This window comes from Pseudomonas sp. B16120 (assembly GCF_044218845.1).
GTDB classification, from domain to species: Bacteria; Pseudomonadota; Gammaproteobacteria; order Pseudomonadales; family Pseudomonadaceae; genus Aquipseudomonas; species Aquipseudomonas paracarnis.
In genome coordinates this window covers 1225762-1251027 of sequence record NZ_CP162588.1, presented here as the reverse complement: position 1 = coordinate 1251027, position 25266 = coordinate 1225762, and the positions used below count along the sequence as shown (strand labels likewise).

At 61.0% G+C, this 25266-nt stretch carries 25 protein-coding genes and 1 pseudogene; 12 read left to right on the top strand and 14 right to left on the bottom strand.

What is annotated here, in order from left to right:
* Window positions 1-76: 76 nt before the first annotated feature.
* From AB4P90_RS06040 to hmgA, 4 genes are all read right to left on the bottom strand, one after another.
* Window positions 77-1393, bottom strand: a complete 1317-nt coding sequence (locus AB4P90_RS06040; protein WP_395605740.1) for an MFS transporter — start codon at window positions 1391-1393, stop codon at window positions 77-79.
* A gap of 254 nt (window positions 1394-1647) precedes the next feature.
* Window positions 1648-2283 carry a maleylacetoacetate isomerase gene (gene maiA / locus AB4P90_RS06035; protein WP_014717045.1) on the bottom strand — a complete coding sequence of 212 codons (636 nt, stop codon included), beginning with the start codon at window positions 2281-2283 and terminating at the stop codon, window positions 1648-1650.
* Between the two features lie 12 nt (window positions 2284-2295).
* Window positions 2296-3582: a fumarylacetoacetase gene (fahA, locus tag AB4P90_RS06030; RefSeq protein WP_102666716.1), complete on the bottom strand. Its 1287-nt coding sequence runs from the start codon at window positions 3580-3582 to the stop codon at window positions 2296-2298.
* Between the two features lie 3 nt (window positions 3583-3585).
* A complete protein-coding gene (hmgA, locus tag AB4P90_RS06025) occupies window positions 3586-4869 on the bottom strand; it encodes a homogentisate 1,2-dioxygenase (protein WP_073451575.1) in 1284 nt (427 codons plus the stop codon).
* A gap of 120 nt (window positions 4870-4989) precedes the next feature.
* Here hmgA and AB4P90_RS06020 point away from each other — a divergent pair, with 120 nt between their 5' ends.
* Entirely contained in the window at window positions 4990-5769 is a 780-nt protein-coding gene (locus tag AB4P90_RS06020) for an IclR family transcriptional regulator (RefSeq protein ID WP_014717042.1), read from the top strand.
* Window position 5770: 1 nt separating this feature from the next.
* On the opposite strand, the gene dacB is transcribed toward AB4P90_RS06020, so the two are convergent.
* The 7 genes from dacB to AB4P90_RS05985 all read right to left on the bottom strand — a co-directional run bounded on the left by dacB (window position 5771) and on the right by AB4P90_RS05985 (window position 13359).
* Window positions 5771-7228: a D-alanyl-D-alanine carboxypeptidase/D-alanyl-D-alanine-endopeptidase gene (gene dacB / locus AB4P90_RS06015; protein ID WP_395605739.1), complete on the bottom strand. Its 1458-nt coding sequence runs from the start codon at window positions 7226-7228 to the stop codon at window positions 5771-5773.
* 169 nt (window positions 7229-7397) lie between these two features.
* A complete protein-coding gene (locus tag AB4P90_RS06010) occupies window positions 7398-9812 on the bottom strand; it encodes a TonB-dependent receptor (RefSeq protein ID WP_038449008.1) in 2415 nt (804 codons plus the stop codon).
* Between the two features lie 127 nt (window positions 9813-9939).
* On the bottom strand, window positions 9940-10221 hold the full coding sequence (locus AB4P90_RS06005; protein WP_102666713.1) for a GIY-YIG nuclease family protein: 282 nt from the start codon (window positions 10219-10221) through the stop codon (window positions 9940-9942).
* Window positions 10222-10258: 37 nt separating this feature from the next.
* Window positions 10259-10729 (bottom strand): nuclear transport factor 2 family protein, encoded by a 471-nt coding sequence (locus AB4P90_RS06000; protein WP_020301224.1) that lies wholly within the window; start codon window positions 10727-10729, stop codon window positions 10259-10261.
* Between the two features lie 99 nt (window positions 10730-10828).
* The gene (locus tag AB4P90_RS05995) at window positions 10829-11473 is read right to left on the bottom strand and encodes a DUF1120 domain-containing protein (protein WP_014717037.1); all 645 of its coding nucleotides are present in this window, start codon (window positions 11471-11473) and stop codon (window positions 10829-10831) included.
* 232 nt (window positions 11474-11705) lie between these two features.
* Complete coding sequence (locus AB4P90_RS05990; RefSeq protein ID WP_014717036.1) at window positions 11706-12341, bottom strand: response regulator transcription factor; 636 nt, start codon at window positions 12339-12341, stop codon at window positions 11706-11708.
* 199 nt (window positions 12342-12540) lie between these two features.
* Window positions 12541-13359 carry a response regulator gene (locus AB4P90_RS05985; protein WP_014717035.1) on the bottom strand — a complete coding sequence of 273 codons (819 nt, stop codon included), beginning with the start codon at window positions 13357-13359 and terminating at the stop codon, window positions 12541-12543.
* 389 nt (window positions 13360-13748) lie between these two features.
* On the opposite strand from AB4P90_RS05985, the gene AB4P90_RS05980 reads away from it, so the two are divergent.
* The 9 genes from AB4P90_RS05980 to AB4P90_RS05940 all read left to right on the top strand — a co-directional run bounded on the left by AB4P90_RS05980 (window position 13749) and on the right by AB4P90_RS05940 (window position 21577).
* Complete coding sequence (locus AB4P90_RS05980) at window positions 13749-14369, top strand: DUF1120 domain-containing protein (protein ID WP_019817638.1); 621 nt, start codon at window positions 13749-13751, stop codon at window positions 14367-14369.
* A gap of 13 nt (window positions 14370-14382) precedes the next feature.
* Window positions 14383-14505 carry a hypothetical protein gene (locus tag AB4P90_RS05975; RefSeq protein WP_256203223.1) on the top strand — a complete coding sequence of 41 codons (123 nt, stop codon included), beginning with the start codon at window positions 14383-14385 and terminating at the stop codon, window positions 14503-14505.
* A 45-nt stretch (window positions 14506-14550) separates the two neighbouring features.
* On the top strand, window positions 14551-15165 hold the full coding sequence (locus AB4P90_RS05970; RefSeq protein ID WP_032903332.1) for a DUF1120 domain-containing protein: 615 nt from the start codon (window positions 14551-14553) through the stop codon (window positions 15163-15165).
* A 12-nt stretch (window positions 15166-15177) separates the two neighbouring features.
* The gene (locus tag AB4P90_RS05965; protein ID WP_019817636.1) at window positions 15178-15798 is read left to right on the top strand and encodes a DUF1120 domain-containing protein; all 621 of its coding nucleotides are present in this window, start codon (window positions 15178-15180) and stop codon (window positions 15796-15798) included.
* 3 nt (window positions 15799-15801) lie between these two features.
* Window positions 15802-16485 carry a DUF1120 domain-containing protein gene (locus AB4P90_RS05960; protein ID WP_020301229.1) on the top strand — a complete coding sequence of 228 codons (684 nt, stop codon included), beginning with the start codon at window positions 15802-15804 and terminating at the stop codon, window positions 16483-16485.
* Between the two features lie 28 nt (window positions 16486-16513).
* Window positions 16514-17218, top strand: coding sequence for a fimbria/pilus chaperone family protein (locus AB4P90_RS05955; protein ID WP_014717030.1), 705 nt, complete (start codon window positions 16514-16516; stop codon window positions 17216-17218).
* Window positions 17219-17337: 119 nt separating this feature from the next.
* A complete protein-coding gene (locus tag AB4P90_RS05950) occupies window positions 17338-19773 on the top strand; it encodes a fimbria/pilus outer membrane usher protein (RefSeq protein WP_395605738.1) in 2436 nt (811 codons plus the stop codon).
* 11 nt (window positions 19774-19784) lie between these two features.
* Window positions 19785-20924 (top strand): DUF1120 domain-containing protein, encoded by a 1140-nt coding sequence (locus AB4P90_RS05945; RefSeq protein WP_395605737.1) that lies wholly within the window; start codon window positions 19785-19787, stop codon window positions 20922-20924.
* Between the two features lie 11 nt (window positions 20925-20935).
* Window positions 20936-21577 carry a DUF1120 domain-containing protein gene (locus AB4P90_RS05940; protein ID WP_395605736.1) on the top strand — a complete coding sequence of 214 codons (642 nt, stop codon included), beginning with the start codon at window positions 20936-20938 and terminating at the stop codon, window positions 21575-21577.
* Here AB4P90_RS05940 and AB4P90_RS05935 read toward each other — a convergent pair.
* Window positions 21574-22839 (bottom strand): CynX/NimT family MFS transporter, encoded by a 1266-nt coding sequence (locus tag AB4P90_RS05935; protein WP_106111016.1) that lies wholly within the window; start codon window positions 22837-22839, stop codon window positions 21574-21576. The genes AB4P90_RS05940 and AB4P90_RS05935 overlap by 4 nt on opposite strands.
* The gene (locus AB4P90_RS05930; RefSeq protein WP_014717025.1) at window positions 22829-23488 is read right to left on the bottom strand and encodes a FadR/GntR family transcriptional regulator; all 660 of its coding nucleotides are present in this window, start codon (window positions 23486-23488) and stop codon (window positions 22829-22831) included. Before AB4P90_RS05930 ends, AB4P90_RS05935 begins: the two co-directional genes overlap by 11 nt.
* Before the next feature lie 159 nt (window positions 23489-23647).
* Here AB4P90_RS05930 and AB4P90_RS05925 point away from each other — a divergent pair.
* Window positions 23648-23959 (top strand): annotated as a pseudogene (locus AB4P90_RS05925) (type II toxin-antitoxin system MqsR family toxin).
* A complete protein-coding gene (locus AB4P90_RS05920; RefSeq protein WP_395605735.1) occupies window positions 23956-24438 on the top strand; it encodes a type II toxin-antitoxin system MqsA family antitoxin in 483 nt (160 codons plus the stop codon). Before AB4P90_RS05925 ends, AB4P90_RS05920 begins: the two are co-directional and overlap by 4 nt.
* 53 nt (window positions 24439-24491) lie before the next feature.
* Here the strand turns inward: AB4P90_RS05920 and AB4P90_RS05915 are convergent, their stop codons facing one another.
* On the bottom strand, window positions 24492-25256 hold the full coding sequence (locus AB4P90_RS05915; protein ID WP_003188759.1) for an amino acid ABC transporter ATP-binding protein: 765 nt from the start codon (window positions 25254-25256) through the stop codon (window positions 24492-24494).
* Window positions 25257-25266: the final 10 nt, after the last annotated feature.

Sequence of the window (25266 nt, the reverse complement as noted above, 5' to 3'; positions counted from 1 at the left end):
GCCAAGAACGTCAACGATAACGCAGGCATCCTGGTTTAACGCGCTGTCCTTGCGGCCTTCGTGAGCAAGCTCGCTCCTACAGTGAAGGCGCCCGCACTTGAATAATCAGCAACGCTGCAATCACCGCCGGAATCGCGCAAAAAAAGAAAATCTGCTCGACCGGTATATGCATCGCCAACAACAGGCTGCCAAACAGCGGCCCCAGAATTGACCCGAACCGCCCCACACCCAACGCCCAACCCGTGCCGGTGGCGCGCACGTGCGCCGGGTAGAAGTTGCTCGCGAAGGCATTGAGGGTCAGTTGCCCGCCGATGATGCAGAACCCGGCAGCGAACACGCAGGCCACCAGGTAGCGTGGGTTGTCGTGGTTCAAGCCCAGCAGGACGGTGCACAACGCTGCCGCCGCCAGCACGCCGGACAGCAACCGTACTTTGCTTTTCAGGCGGTCGGCAAACCAGGCCATGAGAATGGCGCCCAAGGTGCCGGCGAACAGGAACATGGAGGTGACCAGGTTGGCTTCGTTCAACGCCAGGCCGCTTTCGAGCAATAGCGACGGCAACCAACTGATCATGAAATACAGCAGGATCAGGCTGACGAAAAAAGTCGCCCAGATCAGCAGCGTCGGGCGCGCGTAGTCGTTGCGAAACAGCTCCACTACCGTCAGTTTGCTGCCTTGCTCCTTCAAGTTTTCCGCTTCGGTCGCGGGCGGTGGCTGCCAGTCGGGCAGCATCCGCGCCGTGACTCTGCGCAAACGCAGATAGGGCGGCGCATCGCGCAACAGGCGCGGCAAGGATTCGGGCAACAGCCACACCAGGAACGGGAACAGCAGCAACGGCGTCACACCGCCGGCCAGGAACACCGCCTGCCAGCCAAAGCTGTCGATAAACCCCGCCGCCACGAAGCCACCCGCCGCGCCGCCGAACGAAAAGCCACAGGCGGCCAGGGTCACCATCAAGGTGCGCAGGCGTGGCGGCGAATACTCTGACATCAACGCCATGGCACTGGGCATCGCACCGCCCATGCCGATGCCGCAGATAAACCGCGCCGCCATCAACGTGGTCAGGGAATTGGCGAACACCATCAATACCGTGAGGCTGGCGTAGATCAGCACGCATGCCAGCAGGATACGTCGCACGCCAAACCGATCCGCCAGCGGCGTCACCAACAGCGAGCCGAGGGTGAGGCCCAGCAGGTTGGCGCTGAACACGGGGCCAAACGCGGATTTTTCCAGGCCCCAGTCCTGAGCCAGCGCCGGCACTACATAGCCCAACACCTGGGCGTCGTAGCCATCGGTGACCAGTAGCAGTGCCAGCAGCAGGAGAATCAACCATTGGTAGCGCGACACCGGACGGGCGTCGAGTGCCGCACGAAAGCTGGCTATCTGATTGTGCATCGCAAGGTACCTTTATTTTTTATTAGGTTGGCGCGATCAAATGTGGGAGGGGCTTACCCCAATGCCAGTCAGTTAAGCGCGAATCCCCTGTGGGAGCGGGCTTGCCCGCGAAGGCGGTGTGACAGTCACAGCATCTGCCACTGCACTAACGCTTTCGCAGGCAAGCCAGCTCCCACATTTGATCTTCATGGCTGTGAGCATTGCGCTCGCTTGACTGAACGGCATTGGGGCTTCCCCCCCCTCCCACAGGGGTCCTAGGGTGTGTCAGGCTGACTGGCGGGGTGGGCCTGCACGAAGGCCGGATGTTGGGCCGCCAATGCCGCCACCCGCCCAATGCGTGGGTACGCCGCCAAGGGCACCTTGAAACGCTCGGCCGCGTACAGCTGTGGAATTAGAAACGCATCGGCCAAGCCCGGCTGCTCGCCAAAGCAAAACCCGGTGTCGCCAATCAACTGCTCCACCGCGCCCAGGCCCTGGCTGATCCAGTGTCCGATCCACTCCAGCAATTGCGTCTCATCGTGCCCCCACTTGCGCAGCAAGTTCTGGGTGCTGGAGTTATGCAACGGGTGGATATCACAGGCGATGATCGACGCCACCGCCCGCTCATGAGCGCGCGCTACCAGGTCTTTGGAGAGCAACGGCACCTGGGGATAACGCTCCTCCAGGTACTCAATGATCGCCTGTGACTGGATCAGCAACGCCCCTTCATCAGTACGCAGTGCCGGCACCCGCCCTTGGGGGTTGATCGCCAGGTATTCAGGCTGGCGGTTGGCGCCGCCTGCCGGCACCAGCAGGTTGACCGGCAGCGCGGTGAAATCCAGGCCTTTGAGGGCCAGGGCAATACGTACTCGATACGACGCGGTAGAACGGTAGTAAGTATAGAGTTCCATGGCCCTGCCCTCTCAGCGCGCCGCGACCACGGTACCGCGGCATTCGCCGAAGCCGATGGAGGCAAAACCCTCGCGGCTGCAACGGGCACGCAGAATGATTTCGTCGCCATCCTCGAGGAATTTGCGCACCTCGCCGGAAGCCAGTTCAATCGGCTTTTTACCGCCTTCGGTAATCTCCAACAGGCTGCCAAATTGCCCCGGCTGCGGGCCAGACAACGTGCCCGAACCAAACAGGTCGCCGGCCTGCAACTGGCAGCCATTGACGCTGTGGTGCGCCACCATTTGCGCCACGGTCCAGTACATATGCTCGGTGTTGCTCAGGGTCAAGCGATGGGCGGGCAGGTTTTGCTCACGCATCGAGGCCGTGGTGAGCAGCACTTCCAGTTCGATATCAAAGGCGCCCGCGTTCTGATCGCGCTTATCCAGCAGGTATGGCAGCGGTTGCGGATCGCCTTCAGGGCGCGGCGGCTGGGCTTTGCGGAAGGGCTCCAGGGCTTCGGCAGTCACCACCCACGGCGAGATGCTGGTGATAAAGCTTTTCGACAAGAACGGCCCCAGCGGCTGGTATTCCCAGGCCTGGATATCCCGCGCCGACCAGTCGTTGAGCAGGCAGAAACCGGCGATATGCTCGGCGGCATCGCCAATGGCAATCGCATCGCCCATGGCATTGCCCTGGCCGATCCAGATGCCCAGCTCCAACTCATAGTCCAGGCGCGCGCAGGGGCCAAAGGTCGGTTCGGACTGGCCGGCCGGCAGGGTCTGGCCTTTAGGGCGTCGCACCTCTGTACCCGAGGGACGAATGGTCGAGGCACGGCCATGGTAACCAATCGGCACGTATTTGTAGTTCGGCAACAGCGGGTTATCGGGGCGGAACAACTTGCCGACGTTTTGCGCGTGCTCGATGCCGACGTAGAAGTCGGTGTAGTCATTGATCTTGGCCGGCAGGTGCATCTGGCAATCGGCGGCACGGTGCAGCACGTGCGCTTCGCGGTTTTGCAGCTCGCTGCCTTCGGCCAGCAGTTCCAGCAGGCGCTCGCGCAGGGCAACGCGAGGGCCACGGCCCAGTTCGAAAAACGCGTTCAACTGCCCGCCCGCAGTGGCTTCGACGGCGCGTCGGGCTTCGCCCTCAAACGCGTCCAGTGCGGCATGCAGGTCGAGAATCGCATCGCCAATCGCCACGCCACTGCGCGGTGCCGAGCCGTTGATACTGAACACGCCCAGGGGCAGGTTTTGCAGGGGGAAATCCGCGTGACCGTTGGCCGAGGCCACCCAGCTGCGAGTCTGCGTTGGTTGCGTCATGGGTTATCTCCGATTCGGGTTGAAGGTGGCGGGCAGCGCAGCCCAGCACGCGTCGTAAGCAGGTTGCAGTTGCGGGCACTCCAGAGCGAACTGGGTCGGGCGCAGCACTTGGCTGGCCTCGAACATGAACGCCATGGTGTTATCGATCTTGTGCGGCGCAAGGTCCGCGTTGATGGCCTTGGTGCAGGTCTCGCCATCCGGGCCGTGGGCGCTCATGCAACTGTGCAGCGATGCGCCGCCCGGCAGGAAGCCTTCGGCCTTGGCGTCGTAGGCGCCCTGGATCAGGCCCATGTATTCGTTCATCAGGTTGCGATGGAACCACGGCGGCCGGAAGGTGTTCTCGGCCACCATCCAGCGCGGCGGGAAGATCACGAAGTCGAGGTTGGCCAGGCCATGCACGCTGGTGGGCGAGGTCAGCACGGTGAAGATCGACGGGTCCGGATGATCGAAACTCACCGTGCCAATGGTGTTGAAGCGACGCAGGTCGTATTTGTACGGCACATTGTTGCCGTGCCAGGCGACCACGTTGAGCGGTGAATGGTCCAGCTCGCAGGCCCACAGTTCGCCGAGGAACTTCTGTACCAGCGTAGTCGGTTGCTTGAGGTCTTCGTAGCGGGCCACCGGCGTAAGAAAGTCGCGGGGGTTGGCCAGGCCGTTGCTGCCAATCGGCCCCAGGTCAGGCAGACGCAGCGGGGCGCCGTGGTTCTCGGCGACGTAACCGCGTGCTTGCGCATCCAGCAGCTCGATACGGAACTTGAGACCACGGGGCAGCACGACAATTTCCAGCGGCTCGACATCCAGCACGCCCAGTTCGGTGGCGATGCGCAGGCGGCCCTGCTCGGGGACGATCAGCAGTTCGCCGTCGGCATTGAAGAACACGCGCTCCATGGAGCGGTTGGCGCGGTAATTATAGATGCTGATGCCCGCTGGTTTTTCCGCCCCCGAATTGGCGACCATGCCCACCAGGCCGTCGATAAAGTCCGTCGGCTCACTCGGGATATCCAACGGGTTCCAACGCAAGCGATTCGGCGTGACCGCGCCCAACGGGCCACCGGCCAATTGCCGCGCAAGCTTGACGAATGCCGGGTGGTTGGCCGACGGCTGGATGCGGTAAAGCCAGGTGCGACGGGCTTCGCTGCGGGCCATGGTGAAGGCGGTGCCGGAAAACAGTTCGGTGTAGAGGCCGTAAGGGGCTTTCTGCGGCGAGTTCTGGCCAACCGGCAGCGCGCCGGGCAAGGCTTCGCTGGCGAATTCATTGCCGAAGCCCGACAGGTATTCGAGGTTCATGGATCGTCCTCTGAGGGTCAGTTGTATTTATCGTAATCCAGTTACGCATAACGTAATTTGATCACTATCGACCGTCAAGCTATAAAGACGCCCATTCATCTCTCGGATTCTCGCCCTTCCATGGAAAAGCCTCGCGACACCGGTAAACAGAAAGTCCGCTCGGCGGAAGTCGGCACCGATATCCTCAAGGCCCTGGCCGAACTGTCCCCGGCCACCTCGTTGTCACGCCTGGCCGAACATGTGCAGATGCCGGCGAGCAAGGTGCACCGCTATTTGCAGGCCCTGATCGCGTCGGGTTTTGCCGAACAGAACGCAGCCACCAACCATTACGGCCTGGGCCGGGAGGCATTGCGAGTGGGGCTGGCGGCGCTGGGCAGCATGGATGTGTTGAAAGTCGGCGCCATGCCCCTGGCCGAACTGCGCGATGAATTGAACGAAACCTGCTTTCTGGCGGTGTGGGGCAACCAGGGCGCGACCGTGGTGCAGATCGAGCCGGCAGTGCGCGCCGTTACCGTGGTGACGCAACTGGGCTCAGTGTTGCCGCTGCTCAGCTCTTCCACCGGGCTGGTGTTCAGCGCTTATCTGCCGTCACGGGAAACTGTAGAACTGCGCGAACGCGAGGTTCAGGCCGGCACCGCCCACAGCTTGGCGGACGATCAGGCCTATGCCAGCGTGTGCGAGCAAATCCGCCGCCGTGGCCTGCACTTTGTGCATGGCTTGCTGATGCCCGGCGTGGATGCATTGTCGGCGCCGGTGTTCAATGCGGTCGGGCACGTGGCGGCGGTGATGACCGTGGTCGGCCCAACCTCGCTGTTCCATGCCGATGAAGATGGCCCGGCGGCGCAGCACTTACTGGCGGCGACCCGGGCCGTGAGTTGGCGCATGGGCTATCAGCCCTGAATCACTCGTCGCTGCGCGCCAGCGCCACTGCCACGTGATCCTCGAGCGCCTTGACCTGGGCGCCGGCCACCACGTAGTTGTTGGTCAGCATCGAAAACACCAGCTTGCGCCCGCCGGCGTCGGTGATGTAACCACTCAATGACGACACGCCGCCCATGGAGCCGGTCTTGGCGTGCAGGTTGTTTTGCGCCTGCGTGTCGCGCAGACGATAGCGCAGGCTGCCGCCGGTCATGCGGTCGGTGTTGCCGGCAATCGGCAGCGCGTTGTACCAGGCGTCGAACCACGGCTGTTTGCTGGCGGCCAGCAACAGGTCGGTGAGGGTTTGCGACGACACCAGGTTGCGCCGTGACAGGCCGGAGCCGTCGACCTGGTTGAACGTGGCGGTGTCCAGCCCCTGACGCTTGAGGAACCCGGCCACCGCCACGGCGCCCGCTGCTGCCGTGCCGCTATTGGCGGTGTGGTGCCCCATGGCCTTGAGCAAGGCTTCGGACATGTTGTTGTTCGAAAGCTTGAGCAACGGCGTGATCAAATCCTGTAACGGCGCCGATTGGTGCTCGGCCAGCACCGTTACCGCCGTCGGGCTTGCCCCGCCCATCACCCGACGCCCCAGTACGGTGATGCCCTGTTGCGCCAAGGCTTGTTCAAACAGATTCGCGACCAGTTGCGTTGGCTCCCAGACGCTGACCAATTGCTGGCTCTGCTTTCCCGGCGCCACTGCGCCACTGAGTTGCAACAGGTTGGTGCCATGGCGACGGTTGATCCCATAACTGTTGCCCGGACCGCTCATGGCACGGTTGCTCAGTTGCAGGTAATCAGTAGGCGGGAAAATATCGACACTCACCGGGGTGCCGGCCCGTAACGGCGCCTTGGCCGTGACCAGCACACTGCCTGCATCAAAGTCCGCATTGGGTGCCACAGTCAGCGCCGAAATCTGCGCGCCGTAGTAGGTGGTTTCATCGTCATGGGACCAATCCACCCCCAATCGCTCAGCATCGAACCAGGTGTCGTCGAACACCAGATCGCCCTGTACCTGGCGTACGCCCTGGCTGGCCAACTGCGCGGCCAGCGCCTGGTAGTCGGCAAACTGAATGCTCGGGTCGCCCAGGCCACGCAGGTACAGGTTGCCGGTCAGGCGGTCGCCCTGGCGTATGCCGTTGCTCAGCAGTTGGGTGGCGAAGCGGTATTGCGGCCCCAGCACATCCATGGCCGCCGCCGTGGTCAACAACTTGAGGTTGGACCCGGGCACCAACCCGGTGCGTGGGTTGTGCTGATACAGCGTGGAGCCCGTGCGGGCGTCACGTACCATCAGCGAGACCGTAGCACCTTGCAGCGCCGGATCGCTCAGCAGTTTATCCAGGGTTGCCGGCGTGGAAGTTTGGGAGACGCTGGCGCAGCCGCCCAGTAAAAAACTCAAACCGACCAGCAGGGTGCCGGTGCGTAACCATTTTCCAAAGTACATCAGTCGCGTTTTCCATAAGCATGCAATGGCGGCAACGCTAACAGCTCGCTATCAATGTGGCGACCGCTTTCCTGTGGGAGCTGGCTTGCCTGCGATGCAGACAACTGGGTGTATCAGGCAAACCCGGTCGATGCCATCGCAGGCAAGCCGGCTCCCACAGATAAATGAATCAGAAGGTCAAGGTGCTGGACACCGACACCTGCCGCGCATCGCCCATGGACACAAACTGCGTATTCACCGAGGACGTGTAGTAGGTACGGTCGAACAGGTTTTTCACGTTGAGCTGGAACTTGACCTTCTGCCCCTCAAGCTTGGTGTCGTAGCTGGCGAACACATCAGCCACGGTGTAGCTGGGCAGCTCGAAACTGTTGGCCGCGTCCCCTGCCCGCTCGCCGACATAACGCGCCCCGGCGCCGACGCGCAGTTGATCACCGCCCAGGATGCTGCCGAAGTCATACACCGCCGACAACGAGCCGGTGCTTTTTGCCACATTCTGCAGGCGATTGCCTTTGAGCTTAGGGTCTTCGGTGACCTCGGCATCGGTGTAGGCATAGCTGCCGATCAGGCTCCACTTATCCGTCAGCTGGCCGCTGGCATCCAACTCCAGGCCGCGAGAGCGCACTTTGCCGGCCACGCTGTACTCCGAGGTCAGGCCCTCGCCTACCTGCACCAACACGTTGCGTTTATCGATGGTGAACAGCGCCGCACTGGCAGTGATGCGCCCCGGCAGGTCGAACTTGGTACCCAATTCCCAGGCCTTGGATTCTTCCGGCTGCAAACTGCCGTTCAACACGGTTTTATTGGCCAGTGGCGCGATGGTGGAGTTGGGCTTGAACGACTCGGTATAGCTGCCATAAAACGACAGTTCATCGCTATAGCGATACACCAGCCCAGCCCGCGGCACCCACTTCTGGCCATTGCCGTCGGTGTTGGCGGTGAACGGCACGCCTTTGCCGGCGTATTGGTCGTACATCTGGTAACGCGCACCGCCGACCAGAATCCATTGCTCGTTGAGGTGGATGGCATCCTGGAAGAACAACGAATCGCTGCGCAGCAGATCGGTCTGGTTGCTGTCCGGCGCGCTGACTTTGGAACCGGCGACTTCGTTGCCGTACACCGGGTTGTTGTAATCGAAGCTGCCTCGCGGTGCCTGGCGGATCAGGTCGGCGCGGTAGATCTTGCGGTATTCATCGTCCAGGCCAAATACCAGATCGTGCTGCATACCCGCAACATCGACCTTGCCTTCGAGGCTGGCGGTGGCGAAGCGGTCGGTGGTCAGTGCGCCCTGAGTGCCGTCCATGCTGCGGGTCAGGGTGCCGTTGGGGTTGACCTTGACCACGCGCACCTGGCTGGCGTCGTAGGTTTCGCGGTTCCAGCTGTAGCCGAAGTGGGCTTTCCAGTCGTCGTTGAGATCATGATCGACAGTCAAGCGGTACAGATCGGAGCGGCCTTCCATGTTGTTGAAAGGCTCATCCAGACGGCGGGTGGCGGGGATGTTCAACGGATGGTTGGTCTTGGGATCGATGGCGGTGCCCCGGTCGAACGGCGCGAGAAATTCGCGATGTTCATAGGCTAGCACCACTTGGGTGGTGTCGCCGTACCAGGCCAGGGACGGCGCCACCAGGGTCTCGCGGTGGGTGCCGTAGTTGCGCCAGTAGTCTTCGTCTTCATGGTCGACGATCAGGCGATAGGCCAAGCCACTGTCACCGAGGGGGCCGGTGGTATCGAGGTTGCCGCCGCTGCCATTCTTGCCGCTGCCGAAGGTAGAGCCGCGCGCTGTCAGGGAGGTGGACTGCACCCGTTCAGGCTTTTTGCTGACGATATTGACCACACCGCCCGGGTCCTGGATGCCATACAACAGCGATGACGGGCCCTTGAGCACTTCGACACGCTCGGCGGTAGCGTTCAACGCCCGGCCCTGCACCACTGGCATACCGTCCTTCATGATCGAGCCATTACGGTTGTCGCCGAAGCCGCGCAACATCACCGCATCCTGAGTGCTGCCCAGGGTATTGGACTGAGTGATGCCGCTGATATTGCCCAGCGCATCATCCAGGTTGCGCGGTTGTTGGTCGCGCAGCACTTGAGCCGGGACTACGTTGACGGTCTGCGGGGCTTCCAGCAGCAACCCATGGGAGCGCATCACCGAACTGGTCGGCGGCGGTTGGTAGCTGGTGCTGTCCTGAGCGAGGTTGGTGCCGCTGATGGTAGTAGCGCCGAGGTTGACCGCGCCATCGGTAGGCACCGGCTCCAGCGCCAGGGTTCGGGCGTCGATCTGGCGGAAGGTGAAGCCGGACTGGCTCAACAGACGTTGCAGCGCCTGGCTTGCAGTCATCGGCCCGCTGACCGCCGGGGCATTGAGGCCGTAGGGCGCTTCATCGGTGTAGATCACGCTGATACCGGTGATCCGGCTGAACTCGCTCAGCGCCTGAGGCAATGGCTTGGCCGCCAGGGCAAACTTGAATTGAGTGCTTTGCTGCTCCTGCGCCTGGGCAATGCCAAGCGGCAACAACGCCAGCCCCGATACCGCTAATGCCGAGGCTCCCAGCCACTGTTTGATCCAACCGCCCGCCGTCGACTTCATGCTGTGAGAATCCGTGTAAAAAACGCTGTTAATGCGAATTGATCGCAGTTTCAAGCATTACACGGATGGGCCGAGTGTTTACCTCACCTTTTTTATGCAAATAACTTTTTTAGCCGCCCTCGCGTACTCAGGAGGCGTTGGTGGGGGAGCCACTTGCCGCCAGGCACTCCTTGGCGCTCTTTTTCAACTTCTTGATCAAGCGTTCCTGACGCAACGCTTCGCCTTTGCTCGCGCATTGCTCGGTATACACCAGCGCCACCGCAGGGCTGGAGAGGAAAAAACGCGCCCCCTTACCGCTCTGGTGCTTGGCAAACCGGCGCAAAGGATCGTTGCTGATGCCGCAATACAACGAACCATTGGCGGCGCGCACCAAATAGACAAACCAGGGTTTTGGCTCAAGAGTATTCACAAGTTGATTCGGTTAACGCAAGGGAGCGCCCAGTCTATCAACGCCCGCTCTGAAATACCTTCAGGCCTTTATTGGCCTGCGCGCGCACGGCGTTTTTCACCAGCGGCGTCCACCCCAGCAACAGGCCCTTGGCACCCAAGGCCTGGCGCGACCAACGCCACAGGTCAAAATGGTCGTGATGCTCGCAGATCTTGCCGTCGCGAAACACGAACCGCGCCTGGATATCGTTGACCACCGTATTGCCCGTCGCACTGAACAGATACGTCGCCACCCAGTGGGCACTGCCACCCGTGTCATCGCTGCGCACTTGATCGAACACCAGGGAAAAGTCCTTGGCTCGCGTGGTGAGCATGCGCCACATGTCGCCGGCATCCCGACCGCGCAATTCGCCAAATGCCGGGTCGCTGAACAGCACATCGTCGGTGTAGCAGGCCGCCATGGCTTCGGCATCCAGCCGCTGGAAAGCGCTATAGAACTGGGTGATCAGGGCGTTGTGGGCATCACTCATGGGCAGGTTCCGCACAATGAACAGGGGGCTGAACAATAGTCCGCGTTACAGCAGAAAGCTATGGCTTTACCCGTAAGGAATGCGTGATGCCCCACAGCGTTAAAGGTAGACGACGTCGAGCGTAGCGCTACCGTCTATGTAAACTTCCTCGGCAATCGGCAAATCCCTCTTGCCCGTCAGGGTCGTGGCAACGCCCACTTGCGCACTGAATCTGGTCATTGGAAAAGGCGCACTACTGCTGTCGTGGGCGGTACGCATCCAGCCTGGCTGCCACGTCGAACGGTCGGGTGCATTCACCCAGGTATTACCAGTCGGGGACTCGATTAAACCAACAGGGTTATCGTCGGCGGTAGCGTTAGACGTTGACAGTTCGTACCAACCGATTTTCTTCCCGGCGCTGGTCAGGCCCAGACCAAAACGTGAAAGGTCTTGCGGCTGAGTTGGATACGTGGGAATTGCAGTGCCCGGGCGATTATCCGTGCTCTTGACGGCCATCAGCACCGGCGCATCACAGGCCACCTCGAGCTGCAGCGTGGCCTTTGGAAGTACTTTATAGCCAAACTCCGGGAAGTCCTGAATCGAGATTTTGCCATGGTCCACTACCCCATCACCGGACAATGTGGGTGTACAGGCGGAGGGCGTGATCACACCGACGACACTGAGGTCCACACTGGAGGCGGCCATTGCATTGGAAACACCGGCCAGCACAAACGCGGCGGTAATAAGTACACGAGAGGGATGCATATAAGCGCTCACTTGCGGTCGTTCAACTACACAGGACAAAAGGCACCTGCACGTGCGCCATCAACCTGCATGTTCGACTCATCTAATAGACTAGGGATTTGGGGACGGCCATCGCACATATTGCAAAGGCACCGTGGCTACTTTAAAGACCGCCTCTTTCAAACCCCATACAACTAATACGAATTGAAAAAAACACCGGTTAGTTTCAGCCTCGTCATAAAACTGTAACTTTCTAAGGCACCATTCCCGCATCTCGGGCGTAAGCAAACAAGTCAACGTCGGTAGAAATACTCAACCGTTGCATGGCGGTGCTTTTCTGCTTGCTGATAGTTGAAATACTGCGATTGACCTGTGCTGCGATCTGGCTGACGGTCATGCCGCTGGCCAGCATCCGCACCACCTCGCGTTCCTTGCCCGACAACTGCGGCTCTTGGGATTGATCGCCCGTTCCCGCCTCAACCAGTTGCACTCGCAGGCATTCGCTGGCAAAGGTCTGCCCGGCGCACACCGCCTTTATGGCCAGGGGCAACTCCCTGGCCGAAGCGCTTTTGGCGACAACCGCCTTGGCACCATGAGCGAAAGACGCGCGCAAGGTGGCGACGTTGGCGAACATGGTCACCAGAATCACCGGCAACTTCGGATACTGGCGATGCAGCAGCCCCAACAAACCATAACCGTCAGCGTGCTGGCCGCCCGGCATGGCGAAGTCCGTGACGAGCACATCGCACGGGGTGGTGCTCAATACCCCAAGCAACTGATCAGGACCGTCGGCCTCACCCACCACTTTGCACTTGCCATTCGCCTCAATCACGACTTTCTGCCCGACTCGGACAATAGGATGATCGTCAGCAATAATTACTCGAAGCATAGATACCCACGCATGATGGCAACTTGGACCCGCGCAAAATACCTCCGCCAGCGCCCATCAACAACTGCTAACAAAGAGCTGCTTGCAGCCGCGCCCAATATTCAGTAGTGGGTATTTTTTGGACTACAACACAATAGGAAAGTACCTACAACCAAAACTAGGCAGTCAGCAGCACTTACAACCCCGGCGGGTTCTTGCTTCAAATGCTGGACAGGTACTCAAGACAGACACACAAGCGTGTCTGGAACACGTCCAAATCCCTGCTGTGTGCTGCAACTCCATCGGTCTGCACTTGCTTGATCAACTGTGTAGCGGTGATTTCAAGGTCGCAACTCCCCAAAAACACCAGGCTGCCAACCAAGCGATGGAGGCGCTCCGCAGCCAGTGACGCATTCAGTGTCGCGCAGGCATGACGCAAGACACGATGGTCCTCCCATGCTTCGATCAACAGGCTTTCGAGCAGCGAGTCAACAATCAGGTCGCTGCCAAACGTCGCAACCAGCGTGGCACGTGTTGGCCAAACGGCGCACGGCAATGTGTCCTGCCGGTCGGGTTGGCCAGCATCACCGCCTGGCAACCAGCGCACCAACAGGGCATGCAGTTGTTCCAGGGTCAGCGGTTTGAGCAGCCAGGCATCCATTCCGGCGTCAAGACATCGCTGAGGGCTGTCGTTCTGCAGGTTGGCGGTCAAAGCAATGATCGGTACCCGTTTCAAACCGTGGTCGCGCTCATGCTGGCGAATGGCACGGACCATACTGTAGCCATCCATGAACGGCATCTGGCAATCGCTGATCACCAAATCAAAGGGCCGGCTGGTGAACGCGACCAGGCCCATGAACCCGTCGGCGACCAACTCGTGCCCCAGCCCCAGCTTCTGTAACAGCCATCCCAACAACAGGCGGTAGGCGGAGTGATCCTCTACGACCAGGATATTCAACTGTTGCCAATGACGCGGTACGGCAACAGGCGGCTTGAGTGTCTGGCTCGCTCCTGCGGTTGAACCTGAAAGCGAACCCATCAGTACCTCTTCGTGACTATTGATCCGGCGGCAATCCGCAGCACTGGTGCAATAGCCAAAAAGGCCTATTCGGCAGCAACGATCGCCACATCCATTTGAATGTTATCGACCTGAAACAAATAACCTTTTGAGCAATTAAAAGCCGATACAACAACTACGAAAAAATCCACTGGCTCATGGCCGCCGCGCATCAGGCCAATGTCGTATTAGTTGTATTTCCAACGTGCCACCCCCTGGCTAAATTGGGCCCACCCCAAAAGAGGGACGGTTTGCCACTCGGCAGCCGCGAAAAAATCGAGAGCGCCACTCGGCAAACCGCCCGTCCATGTCGGGTCGGACGCTGCCCTACACGCGCCTCCATCTGCCAGCCTGCAATGGAAAAAATTGAAATGAAGATCCGTATATCTCTGCTGAGCAGCGCCCTGCTGCTGGCAATGACTTCGTCTGCGTTCGCTGCCAGCAGCGTGGACCTGACCGTCAAAGGGGTGATCACCCCCAGCGCCTGCACCCCCAACCTGCCAGGCGACATTGATTACGGAAAAATCGCAGCGAAGGATCTGAGCCCCGACAGCCATACCTGGCTTGAGCATCGGACACTGAAACTGAGCGTCAACTGCGATGCGGCGACGCTGTTCGCCATCCGCACCGTCGACAATCGGGCCGGCTCGTCAACCATCGGCACCTTTGGCCTGGGCTTGACCGACGAAAACGAAAAGCTCGGTGGGTTTGAGCTGTCGCTGCTCAGTCATACCTCTGAGACGCCCTCCACAGCATTGATCCAGTACCCCTGGAGCCCGACATGGACTGTGCTTTACCCGGATGACGGGGTCACCCCCAACACATTGGTAGGTTTTGGCGGTCGCAGTGATAGCGGTTGGGCCCCGCAACCACTTCAGGACGTGGTCATGGACATCTCCGTACGTGGCGCCATTGCACCTACCAATACCCTGACACTGGACAGCGAGGTGGCAATGGACGGTTCCGCGACCTTCGAAGTCAACTATCTGTAAGGGGGCTTCTTCGATGAAGCTCTGCCTAGCCCTACTCGGCAGCGTCCTGTCGCTGGCGGCGAGCGCCCGCCTATTGGCCGCCAGCGCTGTGGATAAGCGTCCAGGCCCGGGCACTGCAGAACGCTTGTATCTGTAACTCCCTCTAGAAGATTCAAACCACCCCCAGGAGATCCATTCGACCATGAAGGTACTCACGTTCAGCCTGACAGGCGTGTTGCTGCTCTGCCCGCCAGCATTCGCCAACAGCAACACCGAGTTGCTGGTCCAAGGCGTCATCACCCCCAGCGCCTGCGCCCCGGTGGTCTCCGGCGGTGGCATTGTCGACTTCGGCAAGGTGTCGGTCAAAGACCTCAATACCCACACCTATACCGATTTGCCCAGGGAAACCATGCTCTTGAGCGTGCGTTGCGACGGGCCGACTTTTTTTACCCTCAACACCATCGATAACCGCCCGGGTACGGCTGCCAGCCACTTCAGCTGGCACGGCCTGGGCACCACGGCCAACGATGAAAAAGTCGGCGACGCCGGGCTTGGCCTCTATAACCCGGTGGCCGACAACGTATCGGTGCGCACCATCACTTCAAGGGATGGCGGCACGACCTGGATGCCCTCCGTGATGCTCAGTCACACCTTGCTGACGGCGGTCGCCAACAACGACGACGTGACCCCCATTGCGATCCAGGAACTGGACGCCGAGATACGCCTGATCACCCACATTGCACCCGCCAACGACCTGACGCTTACCGACGAAGTCCCCATCGACGGTCACGCCACTGTGCAAGTCAATTACCTCTAAGGAGCCCGCACCATGAAAACCCGCTTGACCACCCTGGCCGCCAGCCTGTTGCTGCTCAACTCGGCCGCCACCTTCGCCGCGTCCACCGTTGACCTGACCGTCAAAGGCCTGATCGTGCCCAGTGCCTGTACACCGAGCCTGTCCGGTGGTGGCGTGATCGACCACGGCAAGATTTCCGCCAAGGACCTGAACCCGGACAAAAATACGGTCATCGGCAACAACACACTGAGCATGGCGGTCAATTGCGACGCGCCGATCCAGTTTGCTCTGCACTCGATCGATAACCGCGCAGCGTCCGGCAGCTCGATACGTTACGGTCTTGGATTTATCAATGAGACCCAGGTGCTTGGCGGGTACATCCTGACGTTCGCCAACCCGGTTGCCGAAGGTGGCGTCGTGGTGCAGCCGATTGCGTCGGGCGACCAAGGTAATACCTGGTACAGGGAAAAGTTCTGGGACCCAGGCCTGTACATGTCAGTCGCCGCGATGGATGACGACACCCAGCCACTGGCGGTCAAGGACCTGAGCCTCGACCTGGAAGTGCAAACCATCATTAATCGCGCCGATGGCTTGGACCTGAGCAATGAGGTCACCATCGACGGCTCCGCCACCCTTGAAGTGAAGTACCTTTAACCCATGGCGGCCCATCCCTTGAACATTGACAGGCATGGGCTGCGCCTGCCGATGCCTGTGTTGGCTGCACCCGCCCGTCTCTGTGCCGCCGTACTGTGCCTGCTCATCGCGTTCCAGGCACACGCGGGCTCGTTCGTCGACCTCACGGTAACCGGCCGGGTCACACCGGACGCCTGTCATATCGAGCTGACGAACGAGGGCATTGTCGATCACGGCAAGATCCCGTCCCACAGCCTCAACGTCGACGAGTTCACCGTGCTGCCCAGCCAGATGCTTGATCTGCACGTGCTGTGCGCCCGGCCCATGCTGTTTGCACTGGTGGGCATCGACAATCGTGCCGAGTCGTCACTGGCGCCCGACTACTTCTATGGGCTGGGAAGAAACATACACGCCCCTGAGGAGCGTCTCGGTTCCGTAGCGTTGTCCTATCGCGACGCCCTGGGCGACTCACAGCCGTTGCAGGTACTGGCCTCCATCAACAGCGGCGAGACCTGGTCACAAGACCCCAATGCCTATCCACGCTCCTACATGGCCTTCGCGCCGCCCGGTGACCGTCAGCCCGAGTTCATCAGCCAGTTGCTGGTCAGGCTGCAGGTGGACACGGCCATCAACTTTTCGCAGTACCTGACACTGGACCAGGAAGTCCCTCTGGACGGCTCCATCGTCCTGGATTTGCGCTACCTCTGACCCAACTATCGCCTAATGGAAAACCGTCATGACCATGACACGCTCAAACACCGCCGTCGGCGCCCTGGCCCTGCTACTGGTGCTGGGTAATCCAGTAAAAGCCGATGGCATGGTACCCGACACCTCCGTGGTGATCGTGCACGAAGCCGAGGGCGAAGCCGCCGTGTCGGTGACCAACACCGACAGCCAGCTCGCGCTGCTGCATGTGACCTTGCTGGATATTCCAGAAGACACCGAGCCGCTGCTGGTGGTGACACCGCCGTTGTCACGGGTTGAGGCGTCCAAATCCCAGCTGGTGCGGTTCATCCTGCAGAACCAGCAGCCGCTGCTCACTCAGCGACTCAAACGCGCCGTGTTCGAAGGCATGCCGCAAGGTCGCGCCGCCACTGCCGCCGGGCATGCCCGCGTGGGCGTGACTGTGCGCCAGAACCTGCCGGTAATCGTGCACCCCAAGGGCCTGGCGCCGAACCGCACACCGTGGACCGACCTGACCTGGACCCTGCGCGACGGCCAGTTGCAGGTGCGCAATGACACGCCCTATGTGGTGCGCCTGGCGCAGGAGCTGCTGCTGTTGCCAGGTAACGGCAAAGCCATGCTGCCGCGCACCTACGTGCTGCCGGGCGAAGCCATCAGCGTACCGGCCAGCGGTGGCCAGGCCAGCACAGTCAGGCTGCAGCCGGCCACGGTGTATGGCTTTGCGGTCAAGGCCTACGACGCACCGATCACCCTCTGACGGAAAACCACAGGCGTCGCACCATCGACCGACGCCTGGATAACGAAGTGACGGCATATCGACCGTCACCAGAACGCCGGGCGCACACGGCCTGAGTGTTCACTACAAGAGTACCTTGCGTGATAACAGTATTGAGTTACCGTGACGGCGAAGCCGTGCCCGCCATCCTTGCCCGACCGCCGTTGCCGTTGGCGCTGCTGCTGTGCGCAGTGCTGTCGACCAAGGCCTGGGCCGATGATTCGAGCCCGGCCGGCTTCGACACCCAGACCTTGCATCAACGTGGCATCGACCCACAGCTGGCCAGCCTGTTGCTGGCCGCACCGCGCTTCGCCGCCGGGCGACATACCGTCCACCTGCGGGTCAACGGCGAGCGACGCGGCCGGCATGATGTCAGTTTTGATCAGCAGGGCAACCTGTGCTTTGACCGGGCCTTGCTGGACGCCGCCAACCTGCAGTTGCCCAGTGAAACCGAAGGTTGCCAGGACTTCCTTGGGCAATATCCGCAAAGCCTGGTGGAGCCGGATCCGGCGACACTGACGGTATCCCTGGTGGTGCCCACCGAAGCGCTGCGCCCGGTGCGGCAGGATATTTCCGGCTACGAAACCGGCGGATTTGCCGGGCTACTCAATTACGACCTCAGCGGCTTCTACAACCGCTTCGGCGATGACGCCAGCCGGTTCGGCTCGGCCAATACCGAGGTGGGTTTCAATGCCGGCGACTGGATCGTGCGCAGTCGTCAGGTGCAGACCTGGCAGGATGGCCTGTCACGCAGCACCCACTTGGAAGCCTATGCTCAACGCACCTTCGCCAGCCATCAGGCAGTGCTTCAGGCCGGGCAGGTCAATCTGTATAACCCGGTGCTGTCCGGCGCACAGATCACCGGGGTGCAAGTGCTCACCGAACACGCCCTTCAGGAGCAGGGCCAGGGTGCGCTGATCCAAGGTATCGCCAACAGTCCCGCACAGGTCGAAGTGCGGCAGAACGGTGCGTTGATTCACTCCACCGTGGTGCCTGCCGGCCCCTTTGTCCTGTCCGATGTGCGCCGGTTGAACACGCGCTCGGATGTGGAGGTCACGGTCAAGGAAAGTGTCGGCGGTGAGCGACGCTTCACTGTGCCGGCGGCCATGCTGGGTCTCGGGTTGCCAGCGCCGGGTTACTCCGTGGCGGCGGGCCGGGTACGTAATGTCGGCGACGCCAAAGGGGATGATCCTTGGGTGGTCAGTGCCGGCTGGACAGGCGCCCTGCATCCTCAAGTGACCCTGGGCAGCGGCGTGCTGGCGGCCAGCGAATACCGCTCGGTGGGCGCCAGCCTGGGCTGGATTCCCTGGCTGGACAGTCAGGTCCAACTGTCCACGCAAGTGTCCAACACCCAGGCGCGTGAAAAAGTCTCCGGTGTGCAAACCGATCTTTCCTGGTCCCAGCGCCTCAACGAACAGTGGTCATTCAGCGCCGCCAATTCCTGGCGCAGCCCCGGCTACCGCGAACTCGAAGAGAGCACCTACGAGCGCGACGACCGCAATCGCGCTTCACGCTACCGCGACCAGCAAAGCCTCAACCTGGGGTGGTCGCACCCAATACTGGGTGCATTCAGCGCCGGGGTTTCGCGCTCATCCAACTTCGCCGGCGACAGCAGCAGCCGCGCATTGGCATCCTGGGGCACCAGTATTGGCGCGGTGTCTTTGTCAGCCAGCGCCGAATGGCAAATGGGCGGCAGCCAGCAACAAGATAACGCGGTTTACCTCAACATCAGTGTGCCGCTGGGCGAGAGTCGCCGACTGCGCAGTTGGGTACGCAACTCCGGCGGCGAAAACCGCACCGGCATGGGCGTGACCGAACAGATCGACGACCAGCTCAGCTACCGGGTCAGCGCCGAACATGACAGCAGCGATCATCAGGTGGAAACCACTGTCGGCGTCTCGGCGTTGCCACGCTACAGCCAGCTCGACTTCAGCTACAGCCGCTCCGATGCCGAGCGCTCCAGTTATCAAGGGGGGGCCCGCGGCGCAGTGGTGATGCACGGTGGCGGCGTGACCCTTTCCCCCTACCCGGTGCGCGACACCTTTGCCCTGGTGTCCGTCGGCGACATGAGCGGCATCAAGCTCAGTACCCCCAGCGGGCCGGTCTGGACCGATTGGCAAGGCCAGGCCGTGGTGCCGCAAGTGGCCGCGTACGGGCGCAGCCCGGTGGAAGTCCAGACCCGCTCGCTGCCGCGCAATGCCGATATCAACAACGGCCTGGCAATGATCTCGGCCGGACGCGGCGCGGTGGACAGGGTCGAGTTCGGCGTCGGTTTGACCCGCCGTGTGTTGCTCACCGTCAGTCACGACGACGGCTCGCCGCTGCCTGCGGGCGCCTCTGTCAGCAGTGCCAGTGGTGAGTTTGTGACCTTGGTGCAGGACGGCAGCCAGGTCTTTCTGCCCAACGTACTGGATCAAACGACGCTGTGGATAACCACACCCCAGGGAGGCCGTTGCCAGTTGCACTACCAACTGGCAGCCAAAGCCGACCCGTCGGTGTACTTCGAATCGGCTCCCGCACGTTGCCGCGTACCTTGAGGATTTCTGTCATGCCCCTTGCAACCTGTATGCGCTCACTCTGTATGTGGCTACTGCTCGGCATCGCCGGCACGGCCCAAGCCTTGGAAGAATGCCAACTGAACGTCAGCGAAGCTCAGGTTGATTTCGGTCTGATGAACCGTCTTGCGCAACACGACGGCGCGCCGGAACGCTTGCTCGGTGAGCGCCGCCTGAGCGTGAACGTCAACTGCCCCCAGGCCGAAGACCTCAGCCTCTTCTATCGTGCGCTGGCTGCCACCCCGCAGCGCCTGCAATTTACCGAACACGGCAGCTATGCCATCGAGGTCGGCAATGCCGTGCTCGACGGTCGCTCCGTTGAATTGGGCTTGCTGACCGCTGCCGGCCAGCCCCCCGTGATGAGTGCAACGGTACTGGAGTGGCGCCCCGGGCACGGCATCGCACCGATTGAACAAGGTGCCGTACTCATGGGCAAAACCCTTTCGTTGCAACTGACGCTACGCGCCTGGGCCGGTGTGGCGGCAATACAAGCCAGAGACGCAACTACCTGGGAAGTCTCTGGAATGCTGTACGGCGCAAGCCACGGCCGCTACCGGGAACTGACGCTGCGCGCGCACTTTGCGCCCGTTGCTTGCCTGCCGACACTGTCGGACCACGGCGTGGTCGACTATGGCACGTTGTACGCCAAGGACCTCAGCGCCACCAACGAAACACCCCTGCCCACTCGTACGCTGCGCCTGAACGTGAGCTGCGACGCGCCGATCCGCTTTGGCCTGCGCATGAAAGACAACCGCGACGGTTCGGCCACCGGCGGCACTGATGAAACGGCCTATGGACTGGACTTGGACGCCAGCCGTAACAAAATCGGGCGTTTTTATTTGACCATCGACCCGGGGGAATTCAGCGCCGATAGCTTTCCCACCTTGTACCGCACCGACTCCACCAGCAATGGCGTGGCGTGGAGCAGTTCCACCGCCCGGCAGATCCCCATGGCGGCCAACAGCCTGCTGGGTTTTACCGACAAGACAGGTGTCACCACCGGGCCGGTGTCCATGCAGACACTGACCGGCACGATGCGCATCAAAACGTATCTGGCGCCCATGCAAAGCCTGGATCTGCGTGATGTGGTGCGCATCAATGGGTCCGGCACTCTCGAAATTGTCTACTTGTAGGAGTTCGCATCATGAAAAGACACCTTCTTTGCAGCCTGCTTTTATGCGGCAGCGCCCAGGCACTGGCGGCCTCCACGGTTGACCTGAGCGTCCAGGGCCTGATCATTCCCGCCGCCTGCTTGCCACAACTCTCCAGCGGCGGCCTGATCGACTACGGCAAGATTGCCCAACAAGATCTGAACCTGGAGACCGCCACGCGCCTGCCTGTCAAGAATCTGCACATCGGCATTGCCTGCAACGGCCCCGTGCGCTATGCCTTGCGCATGACTGACAACCGCGACGGCTCGGCCATGGTCAACAGCGAGATTTACTACGGGTTGGGGTTCGATAACAGCGGTAACCGCCTGGGCGTCTACTCCATGACCTTCGACCCTCGGCAGACGCAGGCCAGCAACACCGCACAGATCTACGGCACTGAATCCACCACCGGTGGCCTGGCGTGGCGAACCTCCAACCTCAACCCCATCGACATCGGCTCCAGGAGCTACCTGGGCTTCACGGACGTCGAGGGCAGCGTCAGCGGGCCCACGGCGATCGGTATCCTGGGAGGCATGGTGACGGTGCAGACCGTGATCAATGCGCGCAAGAATCTGGACTTGAGCGTAGAAACACCGCTCGATGGCTCGGCCACGCTGGAAGTGGTGTATCTCTAGACTTTCTCGCTGGTGACTTGCACATAGCGCGCACGGCCGGCGCCGAGGCCCGCGACGATAGCGCCCAGGCCGATCACGGCGAAGATCCAGCCGATAGCCGTCCAGCCGCCGGTCAAGTCATGTACCAGGCCGACCGCGAAAGGGCCGAGGGAGGCCAGGGTGTAGCCAATGCCTTGGGCCATGCTCGACAGGTTGGCCGCCACATGGGAATCGCGTGAACGCAACACGATCAGGGTCAGCGCCAGGCTGAACGTCCCGCCCTGCCCCAGGCCCAGCACAATCGCCCAACCCCACAGGCCATCCAGCGGCGCGTACAGGCACCCGAACAAGCCGCCGAGCGTCAACAGCATCACCACCACGATCGCCAGGCGCTGGTCCTTGCCCCGCGTCGCCAGCCACGGCGCGGCCAGGGAGCTGAGCAGTTGCACGATAATCGAGCCCGACAGCGCCAACCCGGCTTCGGTCGCGCTCAGGCCGCGGCCAATCAGGATCGACGGCAACCAGCCGAACACGATGTAGGCCAGTGACGACTGCAGGCCCATGTACAGGGTGACCTGCCAGGCCAGCGGATCGCGCAATAAACCCTTCACACGATAGGCCACACGATGGGCTCCGTGCTTCTGCCCAACCTGGGGCAACCAGACCAGGGCCGCCACCAGGGCCGGCAGGATCCAGAAGCCCAGGCCGATCTTCCAACTGTCGCCAAAGGCGTGGCTCAGTGGCACCGAGGCACCGGCCGCCATGGCGGCGCCCAAGCACAACGCCATGGTGTAGACACCGGTCATGGCGCCGGCCTGGCTGGCGAAATCGCGCTTGACGATACCCGGCAGCAACACGCCGATGATGCCAATGCTGGCACCTGCAACCAGGCTACCGAGGAACAACCCCACCTCACCGAACGAACTGCGCAGGATGATCCCCGCGGCCAGGGTCAGCAGGATGCCGAGCACCACGCGCTCGGCGCCGAAACGCCGGGCCAGCATCGGCGCGGTAGGTGCAAACAGGCCCAGGCACAGCACCGGCAAGGTGGTCAGTAAACCGGCCTTGGCGGCGGACAAGCCCAAACTGCTCGAAACCTCTGCCAGCAACGGCGACAGGCTCGACAAGGCCGGGCGCAGGTTCAAGGCCACCAACACCAGGCCCAGCAACAGCAGCCATGGCCGAACCACGCTCGGCTGCGCCTGCTGCACGCTGTCGTCGTCAGCTTCGGCGTCGATCAACAGTTCTTCGAGTTCGGTCTTGCGTGGGGCTTCAGGGTTCATTGATCAACTGCCGGCAGAGGGATTTGGCGCGGTCCGGGTCTTGTTGTTCCACCGCATCGAGTAGCGCTCCATGCAGGTCGAACACCGCCTGGCGTCGCGGTGAGCGGTTCAGGGTCTGGCGCAGCTGCGCGCCGACAATGGCGGAGAAGTAGTGGTACAGCTCGCTCAAGGCCGGGTTGTGCGCCGCATCCACCAAGTGCTGGTGGAAGATCAGGTCGGCACTGATATAGGCCTCCAGGTCACCGTGATAACGCCCGGCGCTGAGGTCGAGCGCCTTGCGCAATGCCGTAAGGTCCGCTTCGGTACGACGCAACGCAGCCAGGCCGATGGCCTCCACCTCCAGAATCTGGCGCGTCTCCTGCGCCTGCTCCAGCGTGCAATGAGACAGCGCCCGCATTGTGCCCAGCGGGTCGGTCATCGAGCGCAGGTAACTACCGTCGCCCTGGCGAATGTCGATCAAGCCAGAGAAGGCCAATACCCGCATGGCCTCGCGCACGGTGTTACGGCTGATACCGAGCTCGGCGGACAGTTCGGGCTCGGTGGGCAGGCGCTCGCCGATGGCCCATACGCCTTGGGAGATGCGCAGGCGCAGTTGCTCCAGGGCCTGGTCGACCAGGGAGCGTTTGATCAGCGGGGCGATGTCTGTCATGGGTTTAGCGCTTTCGTCCAATCATAGGATGAATTTCCCTACAGGCTATTCGGAGTTGCCTACAAAGGCAACGCACTAGGGTTCTTAGGCAGGAAAAGGAGCAGTATTTTCGATTGGTAAAATTACCCTTAGAGGGTAATTATTGGACTCAGGTGTCTTATGGAAAAGTACACACCTCATTACGATTTGGCCCTGATCAAGGCGGATGTCAGGCGGCTTGGAAAACAAGCTTTTACCAAAACAGCACGCAACTGCGGGGAAAAGCTCGATCTGAGCATCACGCAAATGCAGGAGGTTGTTTACAAGCTAACGGGCAAGATGCTGTTTAAATCCATGACAAGTTATGGCGACCATTGCGTCTGGCAAGACGTTTATCACATTCACTCACATGGCCTGGAGATCTAAATCAAGGTGACGTACCGCACGGACGGTAAACCTCCGGTGATCTCCTTCAAGGAGAGTAACCTATGAAAACAGAACAGTGCTTCAGCTGCGGCCAGCATGACGGAATGCGACATTTTTCGGGTCGCAGCGAAACATCGGAAGTCAAAGGCTTGCACCGCCGAATCGACAACCTTTCAGGCTGGGAGTGCCAAAGTTGTGGTGAGGTGATCTTTGACCCTGAAGACGCGGACCGCTATTCAGATCACTGTGATGAGATGGTCTACAGCTTCAGACGAATGATCGGTAACGAGATAAAGCGCATTCGTCGCAAATTGCATCTTTCACAAAAGGACACTGTGCAACTGCTTTCCGGCGGCGGACATAACGCACTTTCACGTTACGAACGCGGTGAGCTGCTGGCGCCAAAATCCCTCGTCGTGCTTATGCGCTTGCTTGATCGCCACCCGCATCTGCTCGTTGATGCAAAAACCTTGAGTGAGGGTGCTGATATGCGTAACACCACGCATACACCCCACAAAGAACACGAGATCGCGACGACGCCCTGACTGAGGGCAAAAAACAAACCCGGCACCAGGCCGGGTTTATTTTTAACACTCCATCAATGCAGTATCTGGCTCAAGAACAACCGGGTCCGCTCATTCTGCGGGTTATCAAAGAAGTCATTCGGTGCCGCCTGTTCCACGATCTCGCCCTTGTCCATGAAGATCACGCGGTTGGCCACGGTGCGGGCAAAGCCCATTTCGTGGGTCACGCACAACATGGTCATGCCGTCTTCAGCCAGGCCGATCATGGTGTCCAGCACCTCTTTCACCATCTCAGGATCCAGCGCCGACGTCGGCTCATCGAACAACATGATTTTGGGCTTCATGCACAGCGCGCGGGCAATCGCCACGCGCTGTTGCTGGCCACCTGAAAGCTGCCCGGGAAACTTGTGGGCCTGCTCCGGAATGCGCACACGCTCCAGGTAGTGCATGGCGATTTCCTCGGCCTTGCGCTTGGGCATCTTGCGCACCCACATCGGCGCCAGCGTGCAGTTTTGCAGGATGGTCAAATGCGGGAACAGGTTGAAGTGCTGGAACACCATGCCGACTTCACGGCGGATCGCTTCGATCTGCTTGAGGTCGTTGGTCAGCTCCACGCCATCGACCACAATGCGGCCCTGCTGGTGCTCTTCCAGGCGGTTGAGGCAGCGGATGGTGGTGGACTTGCCTGAGCCCGACGGGCCGCACAGCACGATACGCTCGCCCTGCTTGACGTTGAGGTTGATGTCTTTCAACACATGGAACTGGCCGTACCATTTGTTGACGCCCTGCATCTGGATAATGCCTTCAGGGCTCACAGGCTGTTTGATTGCTTCGCTCATAAAAAGAACT

What these genes read in the sequence shown, in the direction of transcription:
- AB4P90_RS06040 (WP_395605740.1), bottom strand. Translation starts at nt 1,393, where the DNA reads ATGCACAATCAGATAGCCAGCTTTCGTGCGGCACTCGACGCCCGTCCG.
- maiA (WP_014717045.1), bottom strand. Translation starts at nt 2,283, where the DNA reads ATGGAACTCTATACTTACTACCGTTCTACCGCGTCGTATCGAGTACGT.
- fahA (WP_102666716.1), bottom strand. Translation starts at nt 3,582, where the DNA reads ATGACGCAACCAACGCAGACTCGCAGCTGGGTGGCCTCGGCCAACGGT.
- hmgA (WP_073451575.1), bottom strand. Translation starts at nt 4,869, where the DNA reads ATGAACCTCGAATACCTGTCGGGCTTCGGCAATGAATTCGCCAGCGAA.
- AB4P90_RS06020 (WP_014717042.1), top strand. Translation starts at nt 4,990, where the DNA reads ATGGAAAAGCCTCGCGACACCGGTAAACAGAAAGTCCGCTCGGCGGAA.
- dacB (WP_395605739.1), bottom strand. Translation starts at nt 7,228, where the DNA reads ATGTACTTTGGAAAATGGTTACGCACCGGCACCCTGCTGGTCGGTTTG.
- AB4P90_RS06010 (WP_038449008.1), bottom strand. Translation starts at nt 9,812, where the DNA reads ATGAAGTCGACGGCGGGCGGTTGGATCAAACAGTGGCTGGGAGCCTCG.
- AB4P90_RS06000 (WP_020301224.1), bottom strand. Translation starts at nt 10,729, where the DNA reads ATGAGTGATGCCCACAACGCCCTGATCACCCAGTTCTATAGCGCTTTC.
- AB4P90_RS05995 (WP_014717037.1), bottom strand. Translation starts at nt 11,473, where the DNA reads ATGCATCCCTCTCGTGTACTTATTACCGCCGCGTTTGTGCTGGCCGGT.
- AB4P90_RS05990 (WP_014717036.1), bottom strand. Translation starts at nt 12,341, where the DNA reads ATGCTTCGAGTAATTATTGCTGACGATCATCCTATTGTCCGAGTCGGG.
- AB4P90_RS05985 (WP_014717035.1), bottom strand. Translation starts at nt 13,359, where the DNA reads ATGGGTTCGCTTTCAGGTTCAACCGCAGGAGCGAGCCAGACACTCAAG.
- AB4P90_RS05980 (WP_019817638.1), top strand. Translation starts at nt 13,749, where the DNA reads ATGAAGATCCGTATATCTCTGCTGAGCAGCGCCCTGCTGCTGGCAATG.
- AB4P90_RS05975 (WP_256203223.1), top strand. Translation starts at nt 14,383, where the DNA reads ATGAAGCTCTGCCTAGCCCTACTCGGCAGCGTCCTGTCGCTGGCGGCG.
- AB4P90_RS05970 (WP_032903332.1), top strand. Translation starts at nt 14,551, where the DNA reads ATGAAGGTACTCACGTTCAGCCTGACAGGCGTGTTGCTGCTCTGCCCG.
- AB4P90_RS05965 (WP_019817636.1), top strand. Translation starts at nt 15,178, where the DNA reads ATGAAAACCCGCTTGACCACCCTGGCCGCCAGCCTGTTGCTGCTCAAC.
- AB4P90_RS05960 (WP_020301229.1), top strand. Translation starts at nt 15,802, where the DNA reads ATGGCGGCCCATCCCTTGAACATTGACAGGCATGGGCTGCGCCTGCCG.
- AB4P90_RS05955 (WP_014717030.1), top strand. Translation starts at nt 16,514, where the DNA reads ATGACCATGACACGCTCAAACACCGCCGTCGGCGCCCTGGCCCTGCTA.
- AB4P90_RS05945 (WP_395605737.1), top strand. Translation starts at nt 19,785, where the DNA reads ATGCCCCTTGCAACCTGTATGCGCTCACTCTGTATGTGGCTACTGCTC.
- AB4P90_RS05940 (WP_395605736.1), top strand. Translation starts at nt 20,936, where the DNA reads ATGAAAAGACACCTTCTTTGCAGCCTGCTTTTATGCGGCAGCGCCCAG.
- AB4P90_RS05935 (WP_106111016.1), bottom strand. Translation starts at nt 22,839, where the DNA reads ATGAACCCTGAAGCCCCACGCAAGACCGAACTCGAAGAACTGTTGATC.
- AB4P90_RS05930 (WP_014717025.1), bottom strand. Translation starts at nt 23,488, where the DNA reads ATGACAGACATCGCCCCGCTGATCAAACGCTCCCTGGTCGACCAGGCC.
- AB4P90_RS05920 (WP_395605735.1), top strand. Translation starts at nt 23,956, where the DNA reads ATGAAAACAGAACAGTGCTTCAGCTGCGGCCAGCATGACGGAATGCGA.
- AB4P90_RS05915 (WP_003188759.1), bottom strand. Translation starts at nt 25,256, where the DNA reads ATGAGCGAAGCAATCAAACAGCCTGTGAGCCCTGAAGGCATTATCCAG.